We start from the raw sequence: 18,538 nt of genomic DNA on the forward strand, positions 1-18,538 counted from the left end.
CGGCTGTTCTTGGCTGTTCAACTGGGTATTATCCCCGCGCCGCATGTGCGGCTCACGAGACGACACCCTTAATGGACCTTCCCAGTTTCAGTTCATCGCGAACCCACATTCTGGTACTGAACGCAGTAGCGTCAGGGCTGCCCGTTAGCTGACCGACAGCCGGTCGGCCTCCAGGCGCCTGCGTTGCTGCCTGGAGATCGATATGACATTTGCCCACGAAGCGAAAATCGCCGGCCTGACATTGCCCCGCGAGCAGGCACAAGCCCGTCGTGACGACTTGCTGCAGGCCGGCCACTACGCACCAGGCACCGCCGGTGCCCTGATGAGTAGCCACTATTCCTGCATCTGCAGTGGTCTGAGTGCGAGCCAGGCCATCGACATGCTGCGCCGCGAAGCGGCTGACGCCGAGACCATATACCAATCCTATGTGCTCGACGAGCAGGGCAATCTGCTCGGTACGTTGTCCCTATGCGAGCTGATCCTGGCCATTCCCGAGTTGCCCGTTGAGCAACTGATGGTGCGCCCGGTGCTCAGTGTGAGTACCTCTACCGCTCAGGAAGAAGTGGCCAGGCTGATCAGTAAACACGACCTGTTGGCAATGCCGGTGTTGGACCACGGTGGGCGGCTGGTAGGTATCGTCACCTGTGACGATGCCATGGATGTGGTGGTCGAGGAGGCCACCGAAGACTTTCACAAAGGTGCTCTTATCGGTACTCATCTGGGTAACCTGAAGACGGCTACTGTTGGCTTGCTTTACCGCAAACGGGTGCTTTGGTTGGTGTTGCTGGTATTTGGCAATTTGTTTTCCGGGGCAGGTATCGCTGCATTTGAAGACACTATCGCCGCACATATCGCCCTGGTGTTCTTCCTGCCTCTGCTGGTCGACAGTGGCGGCAATGCCGGAGCCCAATCGGCAACGCTGATGGTTCGCGCACTTGCTACCGGAGAGGTCGTCATGCGCGACTGGCTGAGTCTGCTCGGCCGTGAGTGCGGGGTAGCGTTGGCCCTAGGCGCGACCATGGCCGTCGCAGTGGCTTCGCTTGGCGTCCTGCGCGGCGGTCCGGATATTGCCCTGATCGTGGCCAGCAGCATGCTGGTGATTGTCCTGCTAGGCAGCTTGATCGGCATGAGCCTGCCGTTTCTGCTCAGCCGCATGAAACTCGACCCGGCCACCGCTAGCGGGCCCTTGGTGACGTCGATTGCCGATGCCGCCGGAGTACTTGTCTATTTCGGGATAGCTTCACAGGTGCTGGATATCTGAAGGTAGGCCACCTTTGCTAGCTGCTCAGCCAGGCTGCTGAGCAGTTGGCGCTGGGGCTGTACGATCAACAGGCAGGGTCTAGTGGGCGGTGTGGATAACGAGGCAGCAGTAGCATTGATCCTGTGGCCAGTAGCATGAAGCCGATACCTAGGCTCGTTGCCACTTGCTCACTGAACAGCGTGATTACACCACTTCCTGCGGCGCCCACGGCGAGTACCAAGGTATTGATCATTGATGCCGCTGCGCCCACGCGGGTTTGCTGTAACGCCAACGCACAACTCGTGGCTGCCGGGCGCGCTAAGGTAGTGCCAGTGGTGGCGACAATCATGGGTATCAGTATCGACATCAGTGACTGTGGTTGCGCCCAGGCCCCGACCACCATCATCAGACCCGCCAGGACAATCAAGCCAAGACCGATCAAAATTTGTACCGAGGTGCTCAGACGCTGGTTAAAACATCCGGCGACCAGACCGCCCACCACAAAGGCAATCGCGTACAGTACGAAGACCTGTGCGAAATCGTGAGGGGATAGCCCCAATTGGTCTATGAACAGCAGTGGGCTTACGACAATGAACGAGAAATGACAGGTAAAGGCTATGGCTGCGATTACGCTATAGGCAACAAACTCACGATCGTGGACAAGTGTGCGGTAGATGGCGAAATAATCAACCTTCGACGTGTTTTTGTGAGTGTCATCCCTGAGCAAAAATAAAGACATCAGTAGTGCGATACAAGCGAGCTGAGTGAAAGTTATGAAACTGCCAGGCCAATCGAACGCCTGCTGCAGCCAACTTCCAGTCAGGGGGGACAACGAGATGAATAGACCGCTGGCACTGGTCTGCAGAATTCGCATCGCATTACGTTGCTTACCCTCGAACAGATCCTGAACGAGTGCCTGGGTAAGCACAAAACAGCCGCAGCCCACGGCTTGCAGTATCCTGAAACCGATGAACGTCAGGTAGTGGGTACTCATTACACAGCCCACTGCGCCAACGATAGAGGTCAATAAACCAAGCAGGAGTAGCCTTTTGCGGCCAATTTTATCGGACAACGGTCCTAAAACAAGTTGTGCAGCAGCGACGGATAAGGCAAACAAACTAATGGAATAGGCAATGTGAGTCGTGTCGACTTCAAAGTGAATGCTGAGTGCTGGAAACGACGGCAGTATTACATCTAGCGGGAATACCCCAAGCAGGCTCATTATTAGTAACAGCGCGATGGCCCGTTCGGGGTTGGTTTTCTTGATTGTGGATGGGCTTGTTATCATTTTTATAGCCCTTTTTAATGTAGCGGTTCCGTTTTGATGTTCACGTGTTTTGCAGTGACAACGAATGTCGGTTGGTGATGCATGACAGCCCCTTTTTATAGTTGTTGGAAGTAATGAGGGTGGAGTGGCAATTTTGATTGTTATGGAACGGATCGATTTAAAGAATATGCGTTTATTTTTAATGAGCAATAGGGTGGCGTGTGGGAGATTTCGTGAACGTTTGTATGATTTATCTTTCTGTTATTTGTTTGCGAAACATTATCTGTTGATTGTTCGTAATGCAGCTGGCAAAAAAAATCCCGGCACTTGGCCGGGATATTTATAACTGCACAGCCTTAGCTGTTAGGTAGCAAGCGGCAGGTGATGCTCTTGATGTAGCGAGTTTCTGGAATCGCCGGATGCACCGGATGATCTGGGCCTTGGCCGCCGCGTTCGAGCAACTGGATGTTGCGGTCCAGGTGACGGGCGCTGGTCAGCAGAATGTTCTGCAGATCGTCTTCGGGCAGGTGCATCGAGCACGAAGCACTGACCAGAATGCCGTCCTTGGTCAGCAGGCGCATGGCTTGCTCGTTCAGGCGGCGGTAGGCGCCTTCACCGTTTTTCAGGTCTTTCTTGCGCTTGATGAACGCGGGCGGGTCGGCAACGATCACGTCGAAACGCTCTTCGGAGGCCTTGAGTTCCTTCAGCGCTTCGAAAACGTCACCTTCAATGCAGGTGAGCTTCTCGGCAATGCCGTTGAGCCCGGCGTTGCGCTCGACGCCATCGAGGGCAAAGCTTGAGGCATCGACGCAGAACACTTCACTGGCGCCGAACACGCCGGCCTGCACACCCCAGCCACCGATGTAGCTGAACAGGTCGAGAACGCGTTTGCCCTGAACGTACGGGGCCAGTCGGGCGCGGTTCATGCGGTGGTCGTAGAACCAGCCGGTTTTCTGGCCTTCCATTACCGGGGCTTCGAATTTGACACCGTTCTCTTCCAGAGCGACCCACTCCGGCACCAGGCCGAATACGGTTTCGACATAACGGTTCAGGCCTTCGGCATCGCGTGCGGCCGAATCGTTCTTGAACAGAATGCCGCTAGGCTTGAGCACTTGCACCAGCGCGGCGATGACGTCTTCCTTGTGCTGCTCCATGGTCGCCGAAGCCAGCTGAACCACCAGAATGTCGCCGAAACGATCAACCACCAGGCCTGGCAGCAAGTCAGAGTCGCCGTAAACCAGGCGGTAGAACGGCTTGTCGAACAGACGCTCGCGCAGCGACAGGGCAACGTTGATGCGATGCACCAGCAGCGACTTGTCCAGCGCAAGCTTAGCGTCACGCGACAGCAGGCGTGCGCAGATCAGGTTGTTCGGGCTCATGGCAACGACGCCCAGGGCCTTGCCTCCGGCGGTTTCCAGAATCGCCTGGTCACCGGCCTTGAAACCATGCAACGGGGTCGCGGCGACGTCGATTTCGTTGCTGTAGACCCACAGGTGCCCGGCGCGTAGGCGGCGGTCGGCATTGGCTTTGAGACGAAGGCTGGGCAGGGACATGACGTCGCTCCGGAAAAAAGAGCGGGAGTATAACCTGACGCTCGCTACGCCGACGTGAATAGCGACAAATTGCATTAAAGCGATGGCCTTTCGCTTCACCTCTGGCCAGCATGATCGGGTTAGAATCGCCGCTCAGCCCCGAGTGTGTACATATGTCCCAGGAACTCTCCGCCGAACAGATCCAGCACGCCTTGCAAGGCATCAGCGTGCCGCCACAACCGCAGATCATGGTTGACCTGCAGTTCGAGCAATACATGCCTGATCCCGACCTTGAGGTGATCGCCAAACTGATCGCCCAGGACCCAGGCCTGTCTGGTGCTTTGCTCAAGCTGGTCAACTCGCCTTACTACGGCCTCACCAACAAGATTGCCTCGATCCAGCGCGCGGTGAACCTGCTCGGCAGCCGGTCGATCATCAACCTGATCAATGCCCAGTCGATCAAGGGCGAGATGAGCGACGACACGATTGTCACCCTCAACCGATTCTGGGATACCGCCCAGGATGTGGCCATGACCTGCCTGACCCTGGCCAAGCGCATCGGCTCGCAAGCGGTGGATGAGGCCTACGCCTTGGGTTTGTTTCACGACTGCGGCGTGCCGCTGATGCTCAAACGCTTCCCTGATTACATGGGCGTACTCGAAGACGCGTACGCCAATGCTGGCAGCCGCCAGCGAGTAGTGGACACCGAGAACCAGGTGTTCAATACCAACCACGCGGTGGTCGGCTATTACACTGCCAAGTCTTGGCGCTTGCCTGAGCACCTGAGCAACGCGATTGCCAACCATCACAACGCACTGGCTGTGTTCAGCGATGACTCGGCGCGTAACAGCCAGCTGAAAAACCTCTTGGCGATCTTGAAGATGGCTGAGCACATCTGTTCCTCGTACCGGGTGCTGGGCAATCAGAGTGTCGACCATGAGTGGAACGCCGTTGGGCACCTGGTGCTCGACTATGTGGGGCTTTCCGAGTACGACTTCGAGAACCTCAAGCAGACTATTCGCGAAATGGGCAGCCACTGATTCATGCCGGAATTACCAGAAGTCGAAACCACCCGACGCGGTATCGCGCCGTACCTGGAAGGCCAGCGCGTCAGCCGGGTGATCGTGCGCGACCGGCGCTTGCGTTGGCCGATCCCTGAAGATCTCGATATCCGCCTGTCCGGGCAGCGCTTCGTGAAAGTGGAGCGGCGCGCCAAGTACCTGCTGCTCAATGCCGAGGTCGGTACGCTGATCAGTCACTTGGGTATGTCGGGTAATTTGCGCTTGGTTGAAATCGGCTTGCCGGCAGCCAAGCATGAGCATGTGGATATCGAGCTGGAGTCGGGCCTGGCCTTGCGCTATACCGATCCGCGACGCTTCGGTGCGATGCTCTGGAGCCTTGATCCGCTCAACCATGAGTTGCTGATCAAGCTCGGCCCTGAGCCGCTGACCGACCTGTTCGATGGCGAGCGGCTGTTCCAGCTGTCGCGGGGCAAGGCCATGGCGGTCAAGCCGTTCATCATGGACAACGCGGTGGTGGTCGGGGTCGGCAACATTTATGCGACCGAGGCGTTGTTCGCAGCGGGAATTGACCCGCGCCGTGAAGCCGGTGGGATTTCCCGGGCGCGCTACCTGAAGCTGGCGATTGAAATCAAACGCATCCTTGCTTGTGCCATCGAGCGCGGCGGTACCACATTGCGCGACTTTGTCGGCGGCGATGGTCAGCCGGGTTACTTCCAGCAGGAGTTGTTTGTCTATGGACGGCGCGAAGAACCGTGCAAGGTCTGCGGCAGCATTCTGCGTGAGGTCAAGCTAGGCCAGCGTGCCAGCGTGTTCTGCCCGCGCTGCCAGAAGTGACGGTGCTCAGCGTGGGCTGAGCACTTCAGCGACGCCAACGCCACGCGGGTCGCTGGCGGCCTCCAGGGTCTGCTTGGCCTTGTCCCAGTACAACACTTGCTGATTGCCGTAGGTCCGGCCGAGGTCCTTGAGCTGGTAGCCGCGCGCCTGTAGTTCACGCTGCTGCTCGGTGTTGAACGCGCCCAACTCGTGTTCAACCACATCCGGCAGGTACTGGTGATGATAGCGTGGCACTGCCGGCCAGCTGGCGACTGGTTTGCCTTCGAGAAAGCCCAGCATCGATAACAGCACCATGCTCGGAATGCGGCTGCCACCCGGGGTGCCGAACGCAGCGAACTGAGTCGGACTTTCGATGAAGCTTGGGCTCATGCTCGACAGCGGTCGCTTGCCAGCGGCCACGGCATTTGCCTGGCTGCCCGCCAGACCGTAACTGTTACTACCGTGAGGGTCGGCGGCAAAGTCGTCCATTTCATTGTTCAGCACCACGCCGGTGCCCGGCGCACTGAAGGCTGCACCGAAGGGCAGGTTGACCGACAGTGTTGCCGCCACGGCGTTGCCCTGGGCATCGATAACTGCGAAATGGGTAGTGTGATCGCCTTCACGCCAGGGCGGCGCGGGCGGCAGCTGGCTGCTCGGCGTCGCCTGGTGCACCTCGATGCTATCGGCCAGGCTTGTCAGGTACGGGCGCGAAAGCAGTTGGGTAACAGGGTTGGCGACATAATCGGGGTCGCCCAGCAGGCCACGGTCGCGGTAGGCCCTGCGCAGTACTTCCAGCACGTAATGGCTGCGCTGCACCGGCTCGGCGCTTTGCCACGGCAGGCGTTGAAGCATAGCCAAGCTCTGTGCCAGGGCAACGCCACCGGCTGACGGTGGCGGAGCGCTGATCAATTCACGCTGGTCTGCCAGCTTATAGCGTAACGGCTCGCGTTTGGCCGTGCGATAGTTGGCCAGGTCATCCAGGCTCCAGATACCGCCAGCAGCCTGTACGCCTTGGACCATGGCCTGGGCGGTGGGGCCGGCATAGAAACCGTCACTGCCGTGGTTGGCCAGGCGCTCAAGGGTGACAGCCAATTGAGGTTGGCGGATTCGTGCGCCAAGGGCGGGTACTTCACCGTTGATGAGAAACAGCCGGGCGCTTTCAGGGTCATCGCGCAGGGCGCTCAGGCGCATCTTGGCTCGATCACGGTAAATACGGTCAACGGCAAAGCCCTGGTTGGCCAGGCGAATGGCCGGAGCCAGGGTGCTTTTCAGCGGCAGTTTGCCGTAGTGCGCCGCGAGGTCGGCGAGCGCTGCTGGCAAGCCGGGAATCGCCGCTGCCAGTGGACCGTTGATCGACAGGCCGGGTTGCACCTTGCCGTCCTTCAGGTACATCGCTTCGCTGGCCTTGGCCGGCGCACGTTCGCGAGCATCAATGAAGACATAGCGCGCGGGTGTGTCGCCTTCGCGCAGCAGGAAGAATCCGCCGCCACCCAGGCCGGAACCATAGGGCTCAACAACAGCCAGGGCAGCGCTGACGGCAATCGCGGCGTCGAAGGCGTTCCCACCTTGCTCAAGGATTTCCCGTGCCGCAGCGCTGGCGTCAGCGTGCGGGCTGGCAATCGCAGCACGTCCCGGGCCTTGTGCCTGAGCACTGACGGCCCCTAGCGCCAGCGCGGCGCCAAGTACTAACGGAACGAACTTGCCGACAAACGGCATCAGGCCTTGCCAGTGATTTTACGGTATTTGGCCATCAACTCTTCTTCGGTCTCCGGATGGGCTTCATCCAGTGGGATGCAGTCAACCGGGCAGACTTGCTGGCATTGAGGCTCGTCGTAGTGGCCGACGCACTGCGTGCACAGGTTGGGGTCGATCACGTAGATCTCTTCGCCTTGAGAGATGGCAGCGTTCGGGCACTCGGGTTCGCAGACGTCGCAATTGATGCAATCGTCGGTGATGATCAGGGACATGGGGACTCCGGCCAGGGCTCGTAACCCTGGCATTTGAAAACCAATGGGCACAATTGTGCCGCATTAGCGCCCGCAGTGCACGCGGGCGCCGTGGTCAAATCGCCGATGTCACTTCTTGAAGCGTTCGGTCAGCGCCTCGGCCACGATTGGATGGACGAATTTGCTGATGTCGCCGTCCAGCGCTGCAATTTCCCGGACCAAGGTCGAGGAAATGAATGAATAACGCTCTGAAGGGGTGAGGAACAGGCTTTCCACGTCCGGCGCGAGCTGGCGGTTCATGTTCGCCAACTGGAACTCGTACTCAAAGTCGGAGACTGCACGCAAGCCGCGCAGGAACACATTGGCCTGCTGCTCTTTGGCGAAATGCGCCAGCAACGTTGAGAAGCCGATGACTCTGACATTGGACAGGTGCTTGGTGACCTCACGAGCCAGTTCCACCCGTTGTTCCAGCGGGAACAGAGGGTTTTTCTTGGGGCTGGCGGCGACCGCAATGATCACCTCGTCGAACAGCCGTGAGGCTCGCTCGACCAGATCGCCATGGCCCTTGGTAATAGGGTCGAAAGTACCTGGGTACAACACTCGGTTCATCGCGTCGTCCTGGCAGGAGTGCGTTGGGGAGTCGGATGGTATCGCAGCAGTGGCGGTCGGCCAAGTCGCCCGCGCATGCTGAAGGCACTATAGACAGTGTGCCCATTTGTTGTCATCTACCGGCAACCAGGCGTTCGATCAAACCATCAGTGAGCCGCGCAGTGAGCCCGTACACCGACAATTGCGGGTTGGCGCCGATGCTGGTGGGGAACAAAGAGCCGTCGTGAATCGACAGGTTGGCCAGCTGATGATGCTGCCCCAGACTGTTGCAGACCGCCTGGCGCGGGTCTTCGCCCATGGCGCAGCCACCCATGACATGGGCGCTGCCCAGGCGCGTACGGAACAGTTCCAGGCTCAAGTTATCGATAAGCTTGCGGGCTTCGCTCAAGGTCTTCACGTAGCGGCCATCACTATGCAATGGCAGTACTGCCTCGGCGCCAGCGGCGAACTGGATCTCGGCCATGGTGTGAAATGCACGGCGTATACCGTTCCAGGCATAGGGCGAAACAGGGTAGTCGAGCACTGGCGAGCCGTCGTCACGCAACTGCACTTGGCCGCCGATACTTTCTGGGTGAAAACCGTCACGCAACAGGGCGAGCATTACATGGGTGTTGGGCAATTGTTCCATGCGCAGGGCACTGTCTTTGCCAAACCCACCGAGCAAGGTCGCCGCCAGCGCCGGCTGCAGCGGTGGCACTTCGAGTTTGTAGCCAATCGGGCCGGTGACGCCGTCAAGCCACTGAAAGTGATCGGAGTAGATTGATTGTGGGGCGCCGTAAAACGGATTGACCTTTTCTTTGAACAGACCGGCACTGAAGTTGACCAAGTGCAGGAACGTGCGCTTGCCCAGGCGTTCGTGTGGGTTCGGGGCGTCCGAGCGAAGGAGCAAGGCCGGGCTGTTGATGCCGCCACCGGCGAGGATGTAATGCCGCGCCTTGACCTGAATCTGCCGCCCGGTAGGGTTCACGCAGCGCTCATCCATGGCCATGCATTGCAGGCTGCTTATGCGTTCGCCATCGTGGACCAGGCGTTCAGCGCGGGCCAGATAGAGAAGCTCGCCACCCTTGTCCAGAGTGGCCGGAATAGTGGTCACCAGCATCGATTGCTTGGCATTGACCGGGCAACCCATGCCGCAATAACCCAGGTTCCAGCACCCGCGAACGTTACGCGGGATGACTTTCCAGTGATAGTCGAGGGCCTCGCAGCCGCGCCGTAGGACATCATTGTTGGCATTGGGCGGCATGATCCAGGGGGCGATGCCCAGGCGCTGTTCCATGCGCTCGAACCAGGGCGCCAGTTCGGCACTGCTCAAACCTTTGACGCCGTGCTCGCTGGCCCAGTGTTGCAGGGTTTGCTCAGGGGTGCGGAAGCTTGAAGTCCAGTTGATCAGGGTGGTGCCACCCACTGCGCGGCCTTGCAGGATAGTAATGGCGCCATCTTTGCTCATGCGGCCGATGCCTTCTTGATAGAGGCTGGCATAGGCCTGATCTTCGAGCAGGTGAAAGTCGCTGCTGGTCTTGAGCGGGCCTTCTTCAATCAACAGCACCTTGAAACCAGCGGCACTGAGCAGTTCAGCGCTGGTGGCGCCACCAGCGCCGCTACCGATGATGGCGACATCGGCTTCCAGGGTCAGGTCCTGGTCCAACCGCGACGCGTCACGGGCTCTCCAGCCGCGCGCAAGGCCTTCACGAAACAAATCGGGTACGGGCATCTTCAGCCTCTTGTCGTTATTCTCGGATCAAACTTTGGGTGGCCCGGGGTAGCCGCATTGGGCCCAGGACTCAGGCATTTCGTACCAGGCCATTTGCAGCAGCTGCAGCAGTGAGGCATGGCCCATTTTCAACAGGTTGAGCGAACTGTTCTCCCAGCGTCGCAGAAAAGCTTCGATCTGCTCATTGCTGGCGTTGTCCCAGCGGCCCCAGATGCCCGTCAACGGTCCGCGGGTTACCGGCAAGGCGAGCACATCGAATAATTGCTGGGTCAGTTTGAGCATGGCCGGGGACAGGCTGGCGAGTTTGTTGTCCAGCCGATGCAGGAGTGCCTCACGGGTGTCGGCAGCCGCAGTGCCAGCAAGAATCACCGGCATCAGCGCGTGAAGGATCGGCAGATCGCTCTGGCGCAAGGTGATGAAACCGCTGGCGGGTGTTTGCGCCGTGCAGCCAGTGAGGCTGGCGCCCAGCCCGGCGGTGGCCAGGAAGGCCGTGGCGCCGAGGCTGAACTTGAGCAGCCCGCGGCGGCTCAGGTTCGCAGTGGTTGGCAGGCTTGTGGTCATTGTTGTTGTGCCTGAAGGGTGTGTTAGCGAATGAACAGTTTGAACACTAGCTTGAGCAAAGACTTGCCATAAGGCGGGTAGATCAGTCGCGCGGCATTGAAACGCTGCTTGGCGAACACCGCTTTGGCCTTGCTGAAGGTGAGGAAGCCTTCGTGTCCATGGTAGTGGCCCATGCCTGACGGGCCGACACCGCCGAAGGGCAGGTCATCCTGGGCTACATGCAGCAAAGTGTCGTTGAGGCAGGCGCCTCCGGAGTGCGTTTGTTCCAGTACCTTTTGCTGCTCGGCACGGTCGTAGCCGAAATAGTAGAGCGCCAATGGGCGAGGGCGCTGGTTGATGTAATCCAGGGCCTGATCAAGATGGTCGTAAGGCACTAACGGCAGCAGGGGGCCGAAGATTTCATCTTGCATCACACGCATTTCATCGCTGACCTGGAGCAGCAGGTGAGGCGGCATGCGCCGGCCTTGGCGCGGCTCTTGCGGATACAGGTCGATGACGGTCGCGCCCTTGTCGCGGGCATCGGTCAAGTAGCTTTCCAGACGAGCCAAGTGACGTGGGTTGATGATCGCACTGTAGTCCGGGTTGTTTGCCAGGCTCGGGTAAAAACCATGCACAACCTTGCGATAGGCGCTGATGAAATCCTCCATGCGCTCACGCGGCACCAACACATAATCAGGGGCTACACAGGTCTGGCCGGCATTCATGGTCTTGCCGAAGGCGATGCGTTCGGCGGCATCGACCAGCGGCACGGTGGCCGAGATGATCGCCGGCGACTTGCCGCCCAGCTCAAGAGTCACCGGGGTCAGGTTCTGCGCGGCGGCGAGCATTACATGGCGACCGATGCTGGTGGCGCCAGTGAACAATAAATGATCGAAGGGCAGGCGCGAGAAGGCTTCGCCGACATCCGCTTCACCAAGGGTTACGCTGACCAGGTCTTGCGGGAATACCGATGCCAGTAACTGCTTGAGCAGCAAACCGGTTGCCGGTGTGGCTTCGCTGAGCTTGAGCATGACCCGGTTGCCGGCGGCCAGGGCCCCGGTCAAAGGCCCCATGGCCAGAAACAACGGGTAGTTCCACGGCACAATAATGCCGACTACGCCCAACGGTTGGTACACCACCTTGGCACTGGCGGGCTGGAATGCCAGGCCGACGTTGCGTGGTGACGCTTTCATCCATTGTTTGAGATGCCGTTCGCTATGGCGCACACCCTGAATGCTCGGCATCAGTTCGGCCAAGCGGGTTTCATCGGCGCTGCGCCCGCTGAAGTCCTCGTTGATGGCTGTTATCAAGGCTTGTTGATGCGCGACCAGCAGCTCGCGCAGGCTTTTGAGCCATTGGCGGCGCTGCTCCAGAGATGGCATCGGGTTGCCAGCGAATGCCTGTCGCTGGGCGCTGAACTGCACGGCGAGGTCATCCAGGGCGGTGGGAGGCAGTAGGCGAGCAGCGTCAGCGGTCATACGGAACTCCACGGCATGTTGTTTTTATAGAGCTTATACTCTAATTCGTGGCGTTAGCGACTGTTTTTTGTCGGACAAGCAGGTACATCCTGGTTCGGATACACCGTAAGATGGGGGTATTCCTTCGAGCCTGACATCGGAAACTGATCATGGCCCCGCGTATCAACACTCGCGAGCGCATCGTGCAGAACAGCCTGGAGTTGTTCAATCAGCAAGGCGAGCGCAGCGTCAGTACCAATCACATTGCTGCCCACATGGAGATTTCCCCGGGCAATCTGTACTACCACTTTGCCAATAAGCAGGAAATCATCGCCGTCATCTTCACCCAGTACGAAGAGCTGGTGGAAAGCTTCCTGCGCCCGCCGCAAGGGCGAGCCTCGACGGTCGACGACAAGCGTTACTACCTCAAGGAACTGCTGGCGGCGATGTGGAACTACCGCTTTCTGCACCGCGATCTCGAACATCTGCTCGACAGCGACAAGGAGCTGGCAGCGCGTTACCGGCGCTTTTCTCAACGTTGCCTGATCCAGGCCCAAGCCATCTATCGTGGCTTCGTTCAGGCCGGAATCGTGCAGATGGACGCTGTGCAGATTGAGTCGTTGACCCTCAATGCCTGGATCGTGCTGACCTCCTGGGTGCGTTTTCTGTGCACCACTCGGGAGAACACCGCGCACCTCAGTGAAGACGCGATCAAGCGTGGCATTTATCAGGTGCTGGTGTTGGAGCTCGGTTTTGTCACGCCGCAGGCCCGCCCAGCGGTGGATGCCCTGTGTCAGGAGTTCTACGTTTCGCTCAATCAGGCGCTGGAGCAATAAGGCCCAGACGCTACCCGTTCAATCGTTCAGGAGATTGTCATGCCCCTCGCGCAACTGATCACCGCCCAGCAATTGGCCGAACGCCTGGAGGCGCCGGCGCTGGTGATACTGGATTGCCGTTTTGCCTTGGAAGACATCGATTATGGCCAGCGTAGTTATGCCGAGGGGCATATCGAAGGCGCGCATTTTGCCGACCTGGAGCGGGACCTGAGTGGCCCGGTCATCAAGGGTGTGACCGGTCGCCACCCCTTGCCGGATCCGCAGCGCTTGGTCGAACGGCTGCGTACCTGGGGAATCGACAATGACAGTGAAATCGTTCTGTATGACGACGGTCCCGGTGCCTTTGCCGCCCGTGCCTGGTGGTTGTTGACCTGGCTCGGCAAGCGTAGCGGCGTGGCGATTCTGGATGGCGGTTTGAAAGCCTGGCATGCGGCCGGGTTGCCGCTGAGCCTGGACTCTCCTGCAAAACGTGAAGGCACCTTCAACGGCGAACCGGACGTGAGCCTGGTACTTGATGCTGCGCAGCTTGGTGAACGTTTGGGCAAATCCGACCTGACCCTGATCGATGCCCGTGGCCTCCCGCGCTTTCGCGGAGAAGTCGAGCCGATCGACCCGGTGGCCGGGCATATTCCGGGGGCGCAGTGCGCCGCCTTTACCGACAACCTCGGGCCTGATGGGCGTTTTCTGTCGGCGGATCAACTGAAAAAGCGCTTCGCCGAGAAACTGGGCAAGCGTGCACCTGAGCAGCTGGTGGCGTATTGCGGTTCAGGGGTGACGGCGTGCCATAACCTGTTCGCCTTGGCACTGGCGGGCTATCCGCTGGGCAAGCTGTATGCGGGGTCGTGGAGCGAGTGGATTACCGATCCGCAGCGACAGGTAGCCAAGGGCGACTGAGTGCTGGAAGGGATCTAGTCGCGAAGGTTCAGGCGCCTTCCAACCACTGCGGAATGCGCCTTTCCAGGTAATACCCGGGATTGCGCAGGCTGCCATCGACAAAGCCGACATGACCACCACGGGGGTGCAACTCGAAGGTGGTCTGTTTTGGCAATTCGTTGGTCGACGGCAAGCTATGACTGAACACGAACGGATCGTCGCTGGAGTGGATAATCAGCGTCGGCGTGCGGTTTTCGCCAAGGAAATAGCGGCTGGATGCCCGGCGGTAATAGTCTTTGGCGTCGACAAAGCCGTTGAGCGGCGCGGTCACCCGACCGTCAAAATCCCAGAACGTACGCAAATTTTCCAGTGATCCAAGACGCTCTAACGCCGCCAGTCCTTCATGGTGGCCGTGATGCTGGAAATGCCGTTGCTTGTCTTTCACGTAGGCGAGCATGGCGCGCATGAAATGTGCCTGGTAGACCCTGGAGAAACCCAGGCCGATTCGGTCGGCGCAGTGGTCCAGGCGAAAGGGCACCGACACCGCCACGGCGGCCTGCAACTGGCTGTTCGAGCCTGCTTCACCGAGATGTTTGAGCAGCACATTGCCGCCTAGCGAGTAACCCACGGCGTAGAGCGGGGCCTGAGGTCGACTGGTGCGCAGGTGTCCTATGGCTTCGGCAAGGTCTTCGCTGGCGCCGGAATGGTAGCTGCGCGGGAGTAGATTGGGTTCGCCTGAACAACCGCGCCAGTTCAGGGCCACACTGGTCCAGCCGCGACCGGCCAGTGCTTGCTGTAAGCCAAGGACATAGGGTGAGCTGGATGATCCAGTCAAGCCATGGAGCACCAGCACCAAGGGCGCTGTCGCTTCGTGCGGACCATGCCAGTCAAGGTCGAGAAAGTCGCCATCGGTCAGCCACAACCGCTCGCGTTGGCGGGTCAATACGGTCGATTTGCGCCACAGCGGCCCCCACAATGTTTGCATATGCGGATTGCCCAGCCCCAGGGCGGGTTTGAAGGGGCTGGCGGGGACAGAAGACATCGGAGGAATCTCTTGAAGAAAGCGCAACGGTTGCCTTGAAGTGTAATGCCCGTTGCGCCTTTGTGCTTTGAATCAGCCACGTTGCCAGAGTGCGTAGTACACCTGACCAGCCTTCTTCTCCCGGTGCAGGCGCCAGTTGCCAGGCAGCTGCAAGGTTGAAGGCGGGGTTTCGCTTTCGGTGTAGATCCAGGCATTGGCCGCCAGCCACTGGCGCTCTTCAAGCAGGGCGCACGTGGTGGGCAGCAGGTCCTGGTGGAACGGTGGGTCGAGGAACACCAGGTCGAAAGCAAGTTTGGGCTCGCCTTGCAGGTAACGCTGGGCATCGCTCTGGATCAACTGGCCACGCGGGCAGCGCAGCAGTTCCAGGTTCTGCCGCAGGCTGGCGATGGCGGCTGCATTGCTGTCCAGTGCTACCGCCTCGGCGGCACCGCGAGACAGCGCTTCCAGATACAGCGCGCCGCTACCGGCAAAGGCATCCAGCACCTTGGCGCCTTCGATGTGCGGGGCGAGCCAGTTGAACAGGGTTTCGCGCACCCGGTCCGGCGTCGGACGCAGGCCCGGCGCGTCAGGGAAGCTCAAGCGACGGCTGCGCCATTCGCCAGCGATGATACGCAGCTGGCCTTGGCCGTTGTGCGGCTTGGCCGATTTTGCAGATGGATTGGCCATTAATGCTCCGGTACGCCAAGCGCTTGCTCGGCGGGTTTGTCAGTGGGCGGCGGCAGCGGTTGCTGCGGCACGCTAGGACCTGCCGTGACGATGACCATCTTGTCAGCAGTGAGGTGCTTGTTCAGTGCAGCCTTGACCTGTTCGGTGGTCAGGGCCTGGGATTGCTGCATGTAGTCTTCCAGCCAGGTCAGCGGCAGGTTGTAGAAACCGATCGCACCGAGTTGGCCAACGATGCTGGCGTTGCTGGCGTTGGACAGCGGAAAGCTGCCGGCCAGTTCGCGCTTGGCATCTTCCAGCTCCTGCTGGGTCGGGCCGGTCTTGAGGTAGTCGCCGAGGATGTCCTGGACCAGCTTGAGCGTGCCTTCGCTGAGTTCGGCACGAGTCTGCAGGTTGATCATGAACGGGCCACGCACCTGCATCGGGCTGAAGACCGAGTATACGCCGTAGGTCAGGCCACGCTTCTCGCGCACTTCAGTCATCAAGCGCGTGCCAAAGGCGCCACCACCGAGGATCTGATTACCCAGCGACAGCGCCGCGTAGTCCGGATCATTACGGTCGATGCCCAGCTGGGCCAGCATCAGGTGGGTCTGCTTGGACGGGAAGTCGATGTGCGTGGTGCCAGGCTTGGGCTCAGTGGGCTGAGGTACCTTGGCCAGGGCCGGGCCTTTCGGCAAGGCCGCCGAAACCTGGGCGGCAACGGCTTCGGCTTCACTGCGGCTCAGATCGCCAACCAAGGCAATGACGGTATTGCCAGCGGCATAGGCCTTGGCATGGAAGGCGCGCAGTTGTTCCAGGGTGATTGGCGGGATGCTCTTGGCATTGCCATCGCTTGGGTGGGCGTAGGGGTGATTGCCGTAAAGATGCTCAAACAGCGCGATGCCGGCCAGCTTGCCAGGGTTTTGCTTCTGGTATTCGAAACCGGCCTGCATCTGGTTTTTGATGCGATCAAGCGCGCCCTGCGGGAAGGTCGGCTTGCCCACTACCTCGGCAAACAGCTTCAGTGCGGGGTCTCGCTTATCGGCGGCGCTCAGGCTGCGCAAGGTAGCCACGGCCATGTCGCGGTAGGCGCCATTGCCAAAGTCGGCGCCGAGGCCTTCGAAGCCTTCGGCGATGGCGGTGACGTCCTTGCCGGCCACGCCTTCGTTGAGCATGGCGTTGGTCAGCGTGGCCAAGCCTGGCGCATCACCGTCCTGGCTGCTGCCGGCGGCGAAGGTCAGGCGCAGGTCGAACATCGGCAACTCGCGGGCTTCGACGAACAGCACGCGGGCACCTTCGGCGGTGTTCCAGGTCTGGATGTTCAGCTGACGGCGGCTGGGTGCTTTGCCATCCAGCTCGGCCAATGTCTGTAGGGTGTTGGCCGGCTTGGCCGCAGTGCTGACAGCAGGCTGGCTGGCATTGTCCGATTGCGCCGGGTTGGCGAGAAAGAAGGCCAGTGCGCCTACCAGTCCCAGCACGCCGAGGCCGATCAGGGTGTAGCGGGGTGCGCTGCGATCACTCATGGGCGGTCTCCTCGGGCAGTACGTGGGCAACGCTCAGGCGTTCGCGGGTGAAATAGGTGCGCGCAGCGTTCTGGATGTCAGCCGGGGTTACGCTTTTCAGTTCGTCGAGTTCACGGTCGATCAACTTCCACGACAGGCCGACGGTTTCCAGCATGCCGATAGCGGTGGCCTGGCTGCTGATCGAGTCGCGGTCGTAGACCAGCCCGGCGATCACTTGGGCGCGTACGCGCTCCAGTTCTTGCGCCGAGGGTGGTGTGGTCTTGAGTTCGTCGAGCAGCTTCCAGATGCCTTTTTCGACCTCAGCGAGGGTTTTGTTCTTTTGCTGGTTCGGTGTGGCCGAGATCAGGAACAGGCTGTCGCCGCGAGTGAACGGGTTGTAGTTGGATGAAGCCCCGGAGACCAGCTCCTGGCCGCGTTCCAGCTGGCTTGGCAGGCGGGCGCTGTAGCCGCCATCAAGCAATGCCGAGATAAGACGCAGGGCATGCACGGTGCGTGGGTCTTTGGCGGTGGCCAGGCCCGGGACGTTGAAGCCGTAGATCAGGCTTGGCAACTGGGTACGCACATGCAGGGTGGTTTCCCGCAGGCCCGGTTCAGCCAGTTCAAGTGGCAGTTTGGCCGGTGGAGTGGCGCGTTTGGGAATGGCACCAAAGAAGCGTTGGGCCAGACCTTTGACCTCGTCAACGGTGACGTCGCCTACTACCACCAACGTGGCGTTGTTTGGTGTGTACCAGGATTCGTACCAGTGGCGCAGTTCTTCAACCTTCATGCGGTTGAGGTCTGCCATCCAGCCGATGGTCGGAGTGCGGTAGCTGCTGGCCGGGAAGGCCATGGCGCTGAACAGCTCGAACGCTTTGGCATTGGGCTGATCGTCGGTGCGCAGGCGGCGCTCTTCCTTGATCACCTCGATTTCGCGGCTGAATTCGTCGGCCGGCAGGCGCAGGCTGGCCATGCGGTCAGCCTCCAGCTCCAGGGCGATCGGCAGGCGATCACGCGCCAGCACTTGGTAGTAGGCGGTGTAATCGTCGCTGGTGAAGGCGTTCTCTTCGGCGCCGATGTCACGCAGGATGCGCGAGGCTTCGCCAGGGCCGACCTTCTCGCTGCCTTTGAACATCATGTGTTCCAGCGCATGGGAAAGACCGGTCTGGCCGGGTGATTCATAAGTCGAGCCGACCTTGTACCAAATTTGCGAGACCACCACTGGCGCCCGGTGGTCCTCACGTACGACCACTTTCAGGCCGTTGTCGAGAATGAACTCGTGGGTGGGTTGCGGATCGGCGGCAAAAGCGGCGAACGGCAGACAAACTGTGCTGAGCAACAGGCCAGCGGCGCGGCGGGCTAGAGCATTCATACGTTGTTTAACCTGTAGGACTGCCCGCGTGATCTTAGCGTCGGCGGGCTAGGAGGTGCTAGGATACTGATCCGGTTGCCTGACGACCATGCCTGTTGCGGATCTAGCCCGCAGGCTTGATGACAAAATGCTGCGCA

The 18,538-nt window shown here is 60.0% G+C and carries 17 protein-coding genes; 5 read left to right on the top strand and 12 right to left on the bottom strand.

Features of this window, described 5'->3' with window-relative positions; translation table 11 throughout:
• The first annotated feature begins 202 nt into the window (after nt 1-202).
• Nucleotides 203-1,261, top strand: a complete 1,059-nt coding sequence (gene mgtE, locus ACQRAX_RS08935) for a magnesium transporter (RefSeq protein WP_412040028.1) — start codon at nt 203-205, stop codon at nt 1,259-1,261.
• A 64-nt stretch (nt 1,262-1,325) separates the two neighbouring features.
• Here the strand turns inward: mgtE and ACQRAX_RS08940 are convergent, their stop codons facing one another.
• Nucleotides 1,326-2,528, bottom strand: a complete 1,203-nt coding sequence (locus ACQRAX_RS08940) for a Bcr/CflA family efflux MFS transporter (protein WP_412040027.1) — start codon at nt 2,526-2,528, stop codon at nt 1,326-1,328.
• Nucleotides 2,529-2,863: 335 nt separating this feature from the next.
• On the bottom strand, nt 2,864-4,060 hold the full coding sequence (locus ACQRAX_RS08945; RefSeq protein WP_412040026.1) for a class I SAM-dependent rRNA methyltransferase: 1,197 nt from the start codon (nt 4,058-4,060) through the stop codon (nt 2,864-2,866).
• 206 nt (nt 4,061-4,266) lie between these two features.
• Between ACQRAX_RS08945 and ACQRAX_RS08950 the strand changes: the two genes are divergently transcribed.
• Together ACQRAX_RS08950 and mutM are read left to right on the top strand one after the other, a co-directional pair.
• Nucleotides 4,267-5,079, top strand: a complete 813-nt coding sequence (locus tag ACQRAX_RS08950; RefSeq protein WP_412040137.1) for an HDOD domain-containing protein — start codon at nt 4,267-4,269, stop codon at nt 5,077-5,079.
• Nucleotides 5,080-5,082: 3 nt separating this feature from the next.
• On the top strand, nt 5,083-5,895 hold the full coding sequence (gene mutM, locus ACQRAX_RS08955; RefSeq protein WP_412040025.1) for a bifunctional DNA-formamidopyrimidine glycosylase/DNA-(apurinic or apyrimidinic site) lyase: 813 nt from the start codon (nt 5,083-5,085) through the stop codon (nt 5,893-5,895).
• Between the two features lie 6 nt (nt 5,896-5,901).
• Here the strand turns inward: mutM and ggt are convergent, their stop codons facing one another.
• The 6 genes from ggt to ACQRAX_RS08985 form a co-directional block, all read right to left on the bottom strand.
• Nucleotides 5,902-7,590 (bottom strand): gamma-glutamyltransferase, encoded by a 1,689-nt coding sequence (gene ggt, locus ACQRAX_RS08960; protein WP_412040024.1) that lies wholly within the window; start codon nt 7,588-7,590, stop codon nt 5,902-5,904.
• Nucleotides 7,590-7,841 carry a YfhL family 4Fe-4S dicluster ferredoxin gene (locus ACQRAX_RS08965; RefSeq protein WP_007921257.1) on the bottom strand — a complete coding sequence of 84 codons (252 nt, stop codon included), beginning with the start codon at nt 7,839-7,841 and terminating at the stop codon, nt 7,590-7,592. Before ACQRAX_RS08965 ends, ggt begins: the two co-directional genes overlap by 1 nt.
• A gap of 108 nt (nt 7,842-7,949) precedes the next feature.
• The gene (coaD, locus tag ACQRAX_RS08970) at nt 7,950-8,429 is read right to left on the bottom strand and encodes a pantetheine-phosphate adenylyltransferase (protein WP_412040023.1); all 480 of its coding nucleotides are present in this window, start codon (nt 8,427-8,429) and stop codon (nt 7,950-7,952) included.
• 112 nt (nt 8,430-8,541) lie between these two features.
• Nucleotides 8,542-10,140, bottom strand: a complete 1,599-nt coding sequence (locus ACQRAX_RS08975; protein WP_412040022.1) for a GMC family oxidoreductase — start codon at nt 10,138-10,140, stop codon at nt 8,542-8,544.
• Between the two features lie 27 nt (nt 10,141-10,167).
• Complete coding sequence (locus ACQRAX_RS08980; RefSeq protein WP_412040021.1) at nt 10,168-10,701, bottom strand: twin-arginine translocation pathway signal protein; 534 nt, start codon at nt 10,699-10,701, stop codon at nt 10,168-10,170.
• Between the two features lie 23 nt (nt 10,702-10,724).
• Entirely contained in the window at nt 10,725-12,158 is a 1,434-nt protein-coding gene (locus ACQRAX_RS08985; RefSeq protein WP_412040020.1) for a coniferyl aldehyde dehydrogenase, read from the bottom strand.
• Between the two features lie 149 nt (nt 12,159-12,307).
• Between ACQRAX_RS08985 and ACQRAX_RS08990 the strand changes: the two genes are divergently transcribed.
• On the top strand, nt 12,308-12,973 hold the full coding sequence (locus ACQRAX_RS08990) for a TetR/AcrR family transcriptional regulator (RefSeq protein ID WP_412040019.1): 666 nt from the start codon (nt 12,308-12,310) through the stop codon (nt 12,971-12,973).
• 39 nt (nt 12,974-13,012) lie between these two features.
• Complete coding sequence (locus ACQRAX_RS08995) at nt 13,013-13,867, top strand: sulfurtransferase (RefSeq protein ID WP_412040018.1); 855 nt, start codon at nt 13,013-13,015, stop codon at nt 13,865-13,867.
• A 28-nt stretch (nt 13,868-13,895) separates the two neighbouring features.
• On the opposite strand, the gene ACQRAX_RS09000 is transcribed toward ACQRAX_RS08995, so the two are convergent.
• From ACQRAX_RS09000 to ACQRAX_RS09015, 4 genes are all read right to left on the bottom strand, one after another.
• Nucleotides 13,896-14,888, bottom strand: a complete 993-nt coding sequence (locus ACQRAX_RS09000; protein ID WP_412040017.1) for a hydrolase — start codon at nt 14,886-14,888, stop codon at nt 13,896-13,898.
• A 72-nt stretch (nt 14,889-14,960) separates the two neighbouring features.
• Nucleotides 14,961-15,554 carry a 16S rRNA (guanine(966)-N(2))-methyltransferase RsmD gene (gene rsmD / locus ACQRAX_RS09005; protein WP_412040016.1) on the bottom strand — a complete coding sequence of 198 codons (594 nt, stop codon included), beginning with the start codon at nt 15,552-15,554 and terminating at the stop codon, nt 14,961-14,963.
• A complete protein-coding gene (locus tag ACQRAX_RS09010) occupies nt 15,554-17,053 on the bottom strand; it encodes a M16 family metallopeptidase (RefSeq protein WP_412040015.1) in 1,500 nt (499 codons plus the stop codon). Before ACQRAX_RS09010 ends, rsmD begins: the two co-directional genes overlap by 1 nt.
• Nucleotides 17,046-18,401 carry a M16 family metallopeptidase gene (locus ACQRAX_RS09015; RefSeq protein WP_412040014.1) on the bottom strand — a complete coding sequence of 452 codons (1,356 nt, stop codon included), beginning with the start codon at nt 18,399-18,401 and terminating at the stop codon, nt 17,046-17,048. The genes ACQRAX_RS09010 and ACQRAX_RS09015 overlap by 8 nt, the downstream gene beginning before the upstream one ends.
• Nucleotides 18,402-18,538 lie beyond the last annotated feature (137 nt).

This window comes from Pseudomonas sp. UM16, assembly GCF_050312595.1.
Taxonomy (GTDB): domain Bacteria; phylum Pseudomonadota; class Gammaproteobacteria; order Pseudomonadales; family Pseudomonadaceae; genus Aquipseudomonas.

Bases quoted from the DNA above. Each gene is read 5' to 3' on its own strand.
- mgtE (WP_412040028.1), top strand. From the start codon at position 203: ATGACATTTGCCCACGAAGCGAAAATCGCCGGCCTGACATTGCCCCGC.
- ACQRAX_RS08940 (WP_412040027.1), bottom strand. From the start codon at position 2,528: ATGATAACAAGCCCATCCACAATCAAGAAAACCAACCCCGAACGGGCC.
- ACQRAX_RS08945 (WP_412040026.1), bottom strand. From the start codon at position 4,060: ATGTCCCTGCCCAGCCTTCGTCTCAAAGCCAATGCCGACCGCCGCCTA.
- mutM (WP_412040025.1), top strand. From the start codon at position 5,083: ATGCCGGAATTACCAGAAGTCGAAACCACCCGACGCGGTATCGCGCCG.
- ggt (WP_412040024.1), bottom strand. From the start codon at position 7,590: ATGCCGTTTGTCGGCAAGTTCGTTCCGTTAGTACTTGGCGCCGCGCTG.
- ACQRAX_RS08965 (WP_007921257.1), bottom strand. From the start codon at position 7,841: ATGTCCCTGATCATCACCGACGATTGCATCAATTGCGACGTCTGCGAA.
- coaD (WP_412040023.1), bottom strand. From the start codon at position 8,429: ATGAACCGAGTGTTGTACCCAGGTACTTTCGACCCTATTACCAAGGGC.
- ACQRAX_RS08975 (WP_412040022.1), bottom strand. From the start codon at position 10,140: ATGCCCGTACCCGATTTGTTTCGTGAAGGCCTTGCGCGCGGCTGGAGA.
- ACQRAX_RS08980 (WP_412040021.1), bottom strand. From the start codon at position 10,701: ATGACCACAAGCCTGCCAACCACTGCGAACCTGAGCCGCCGCGGGCTG.
- ACQRAX_RS08985 (WP_412040020.1), bottom strand. From the start codon at position 12,158: ATGACCGCTGACGCTGCTCGCCTACTGCCTCCCACCGCCCTGGATGAC.
- ACQRAX_RS08990 (WP_412040019.1), top strand. From the start codon at position 12,308: ATGGCCCCGCGTATCAACACTCGCGAGCGCATCGTGCAGAACAGCCTG.
- ACQRAX_RS08995 (WP_412040018.1), top strand. From the start codon at position 13,013: ATGCCCCTCGCGCAACTGATCACCGCCCAGCAATTGGCCGAACGCCTG.
- ACQRAX_RS09000 (WP_412040017.1), bottom strand. From the start codon at position 14,888: ATGTCTTCTGTCCCCGCCAGCCCCTTCAAACCCGCCCTGGGGCTGGGC.
- rsmD (WP_412040016.1), bottom strand. From the start codon at position 15,554: ATGGCCAATCCATCTGCAAAATCGGCCAAGCCGCACAACGGCCAAGGC.
- ACQRAX_RS09010 (WP_412040015.1), bottom strand. From the start codon at position 17,053: ATGAGTGATCGCAGCGCACCCCGCTACACCCTGATCGGCCTCGGCGTG.
- ACQRAX_RS09015 (WP_412040014.1), bottom strand. From the start codon at position 18,401: ATGAATGCTCTAGCCCGCCGCGCCGCTGGCCTGTTGCTCAGCACAGTT.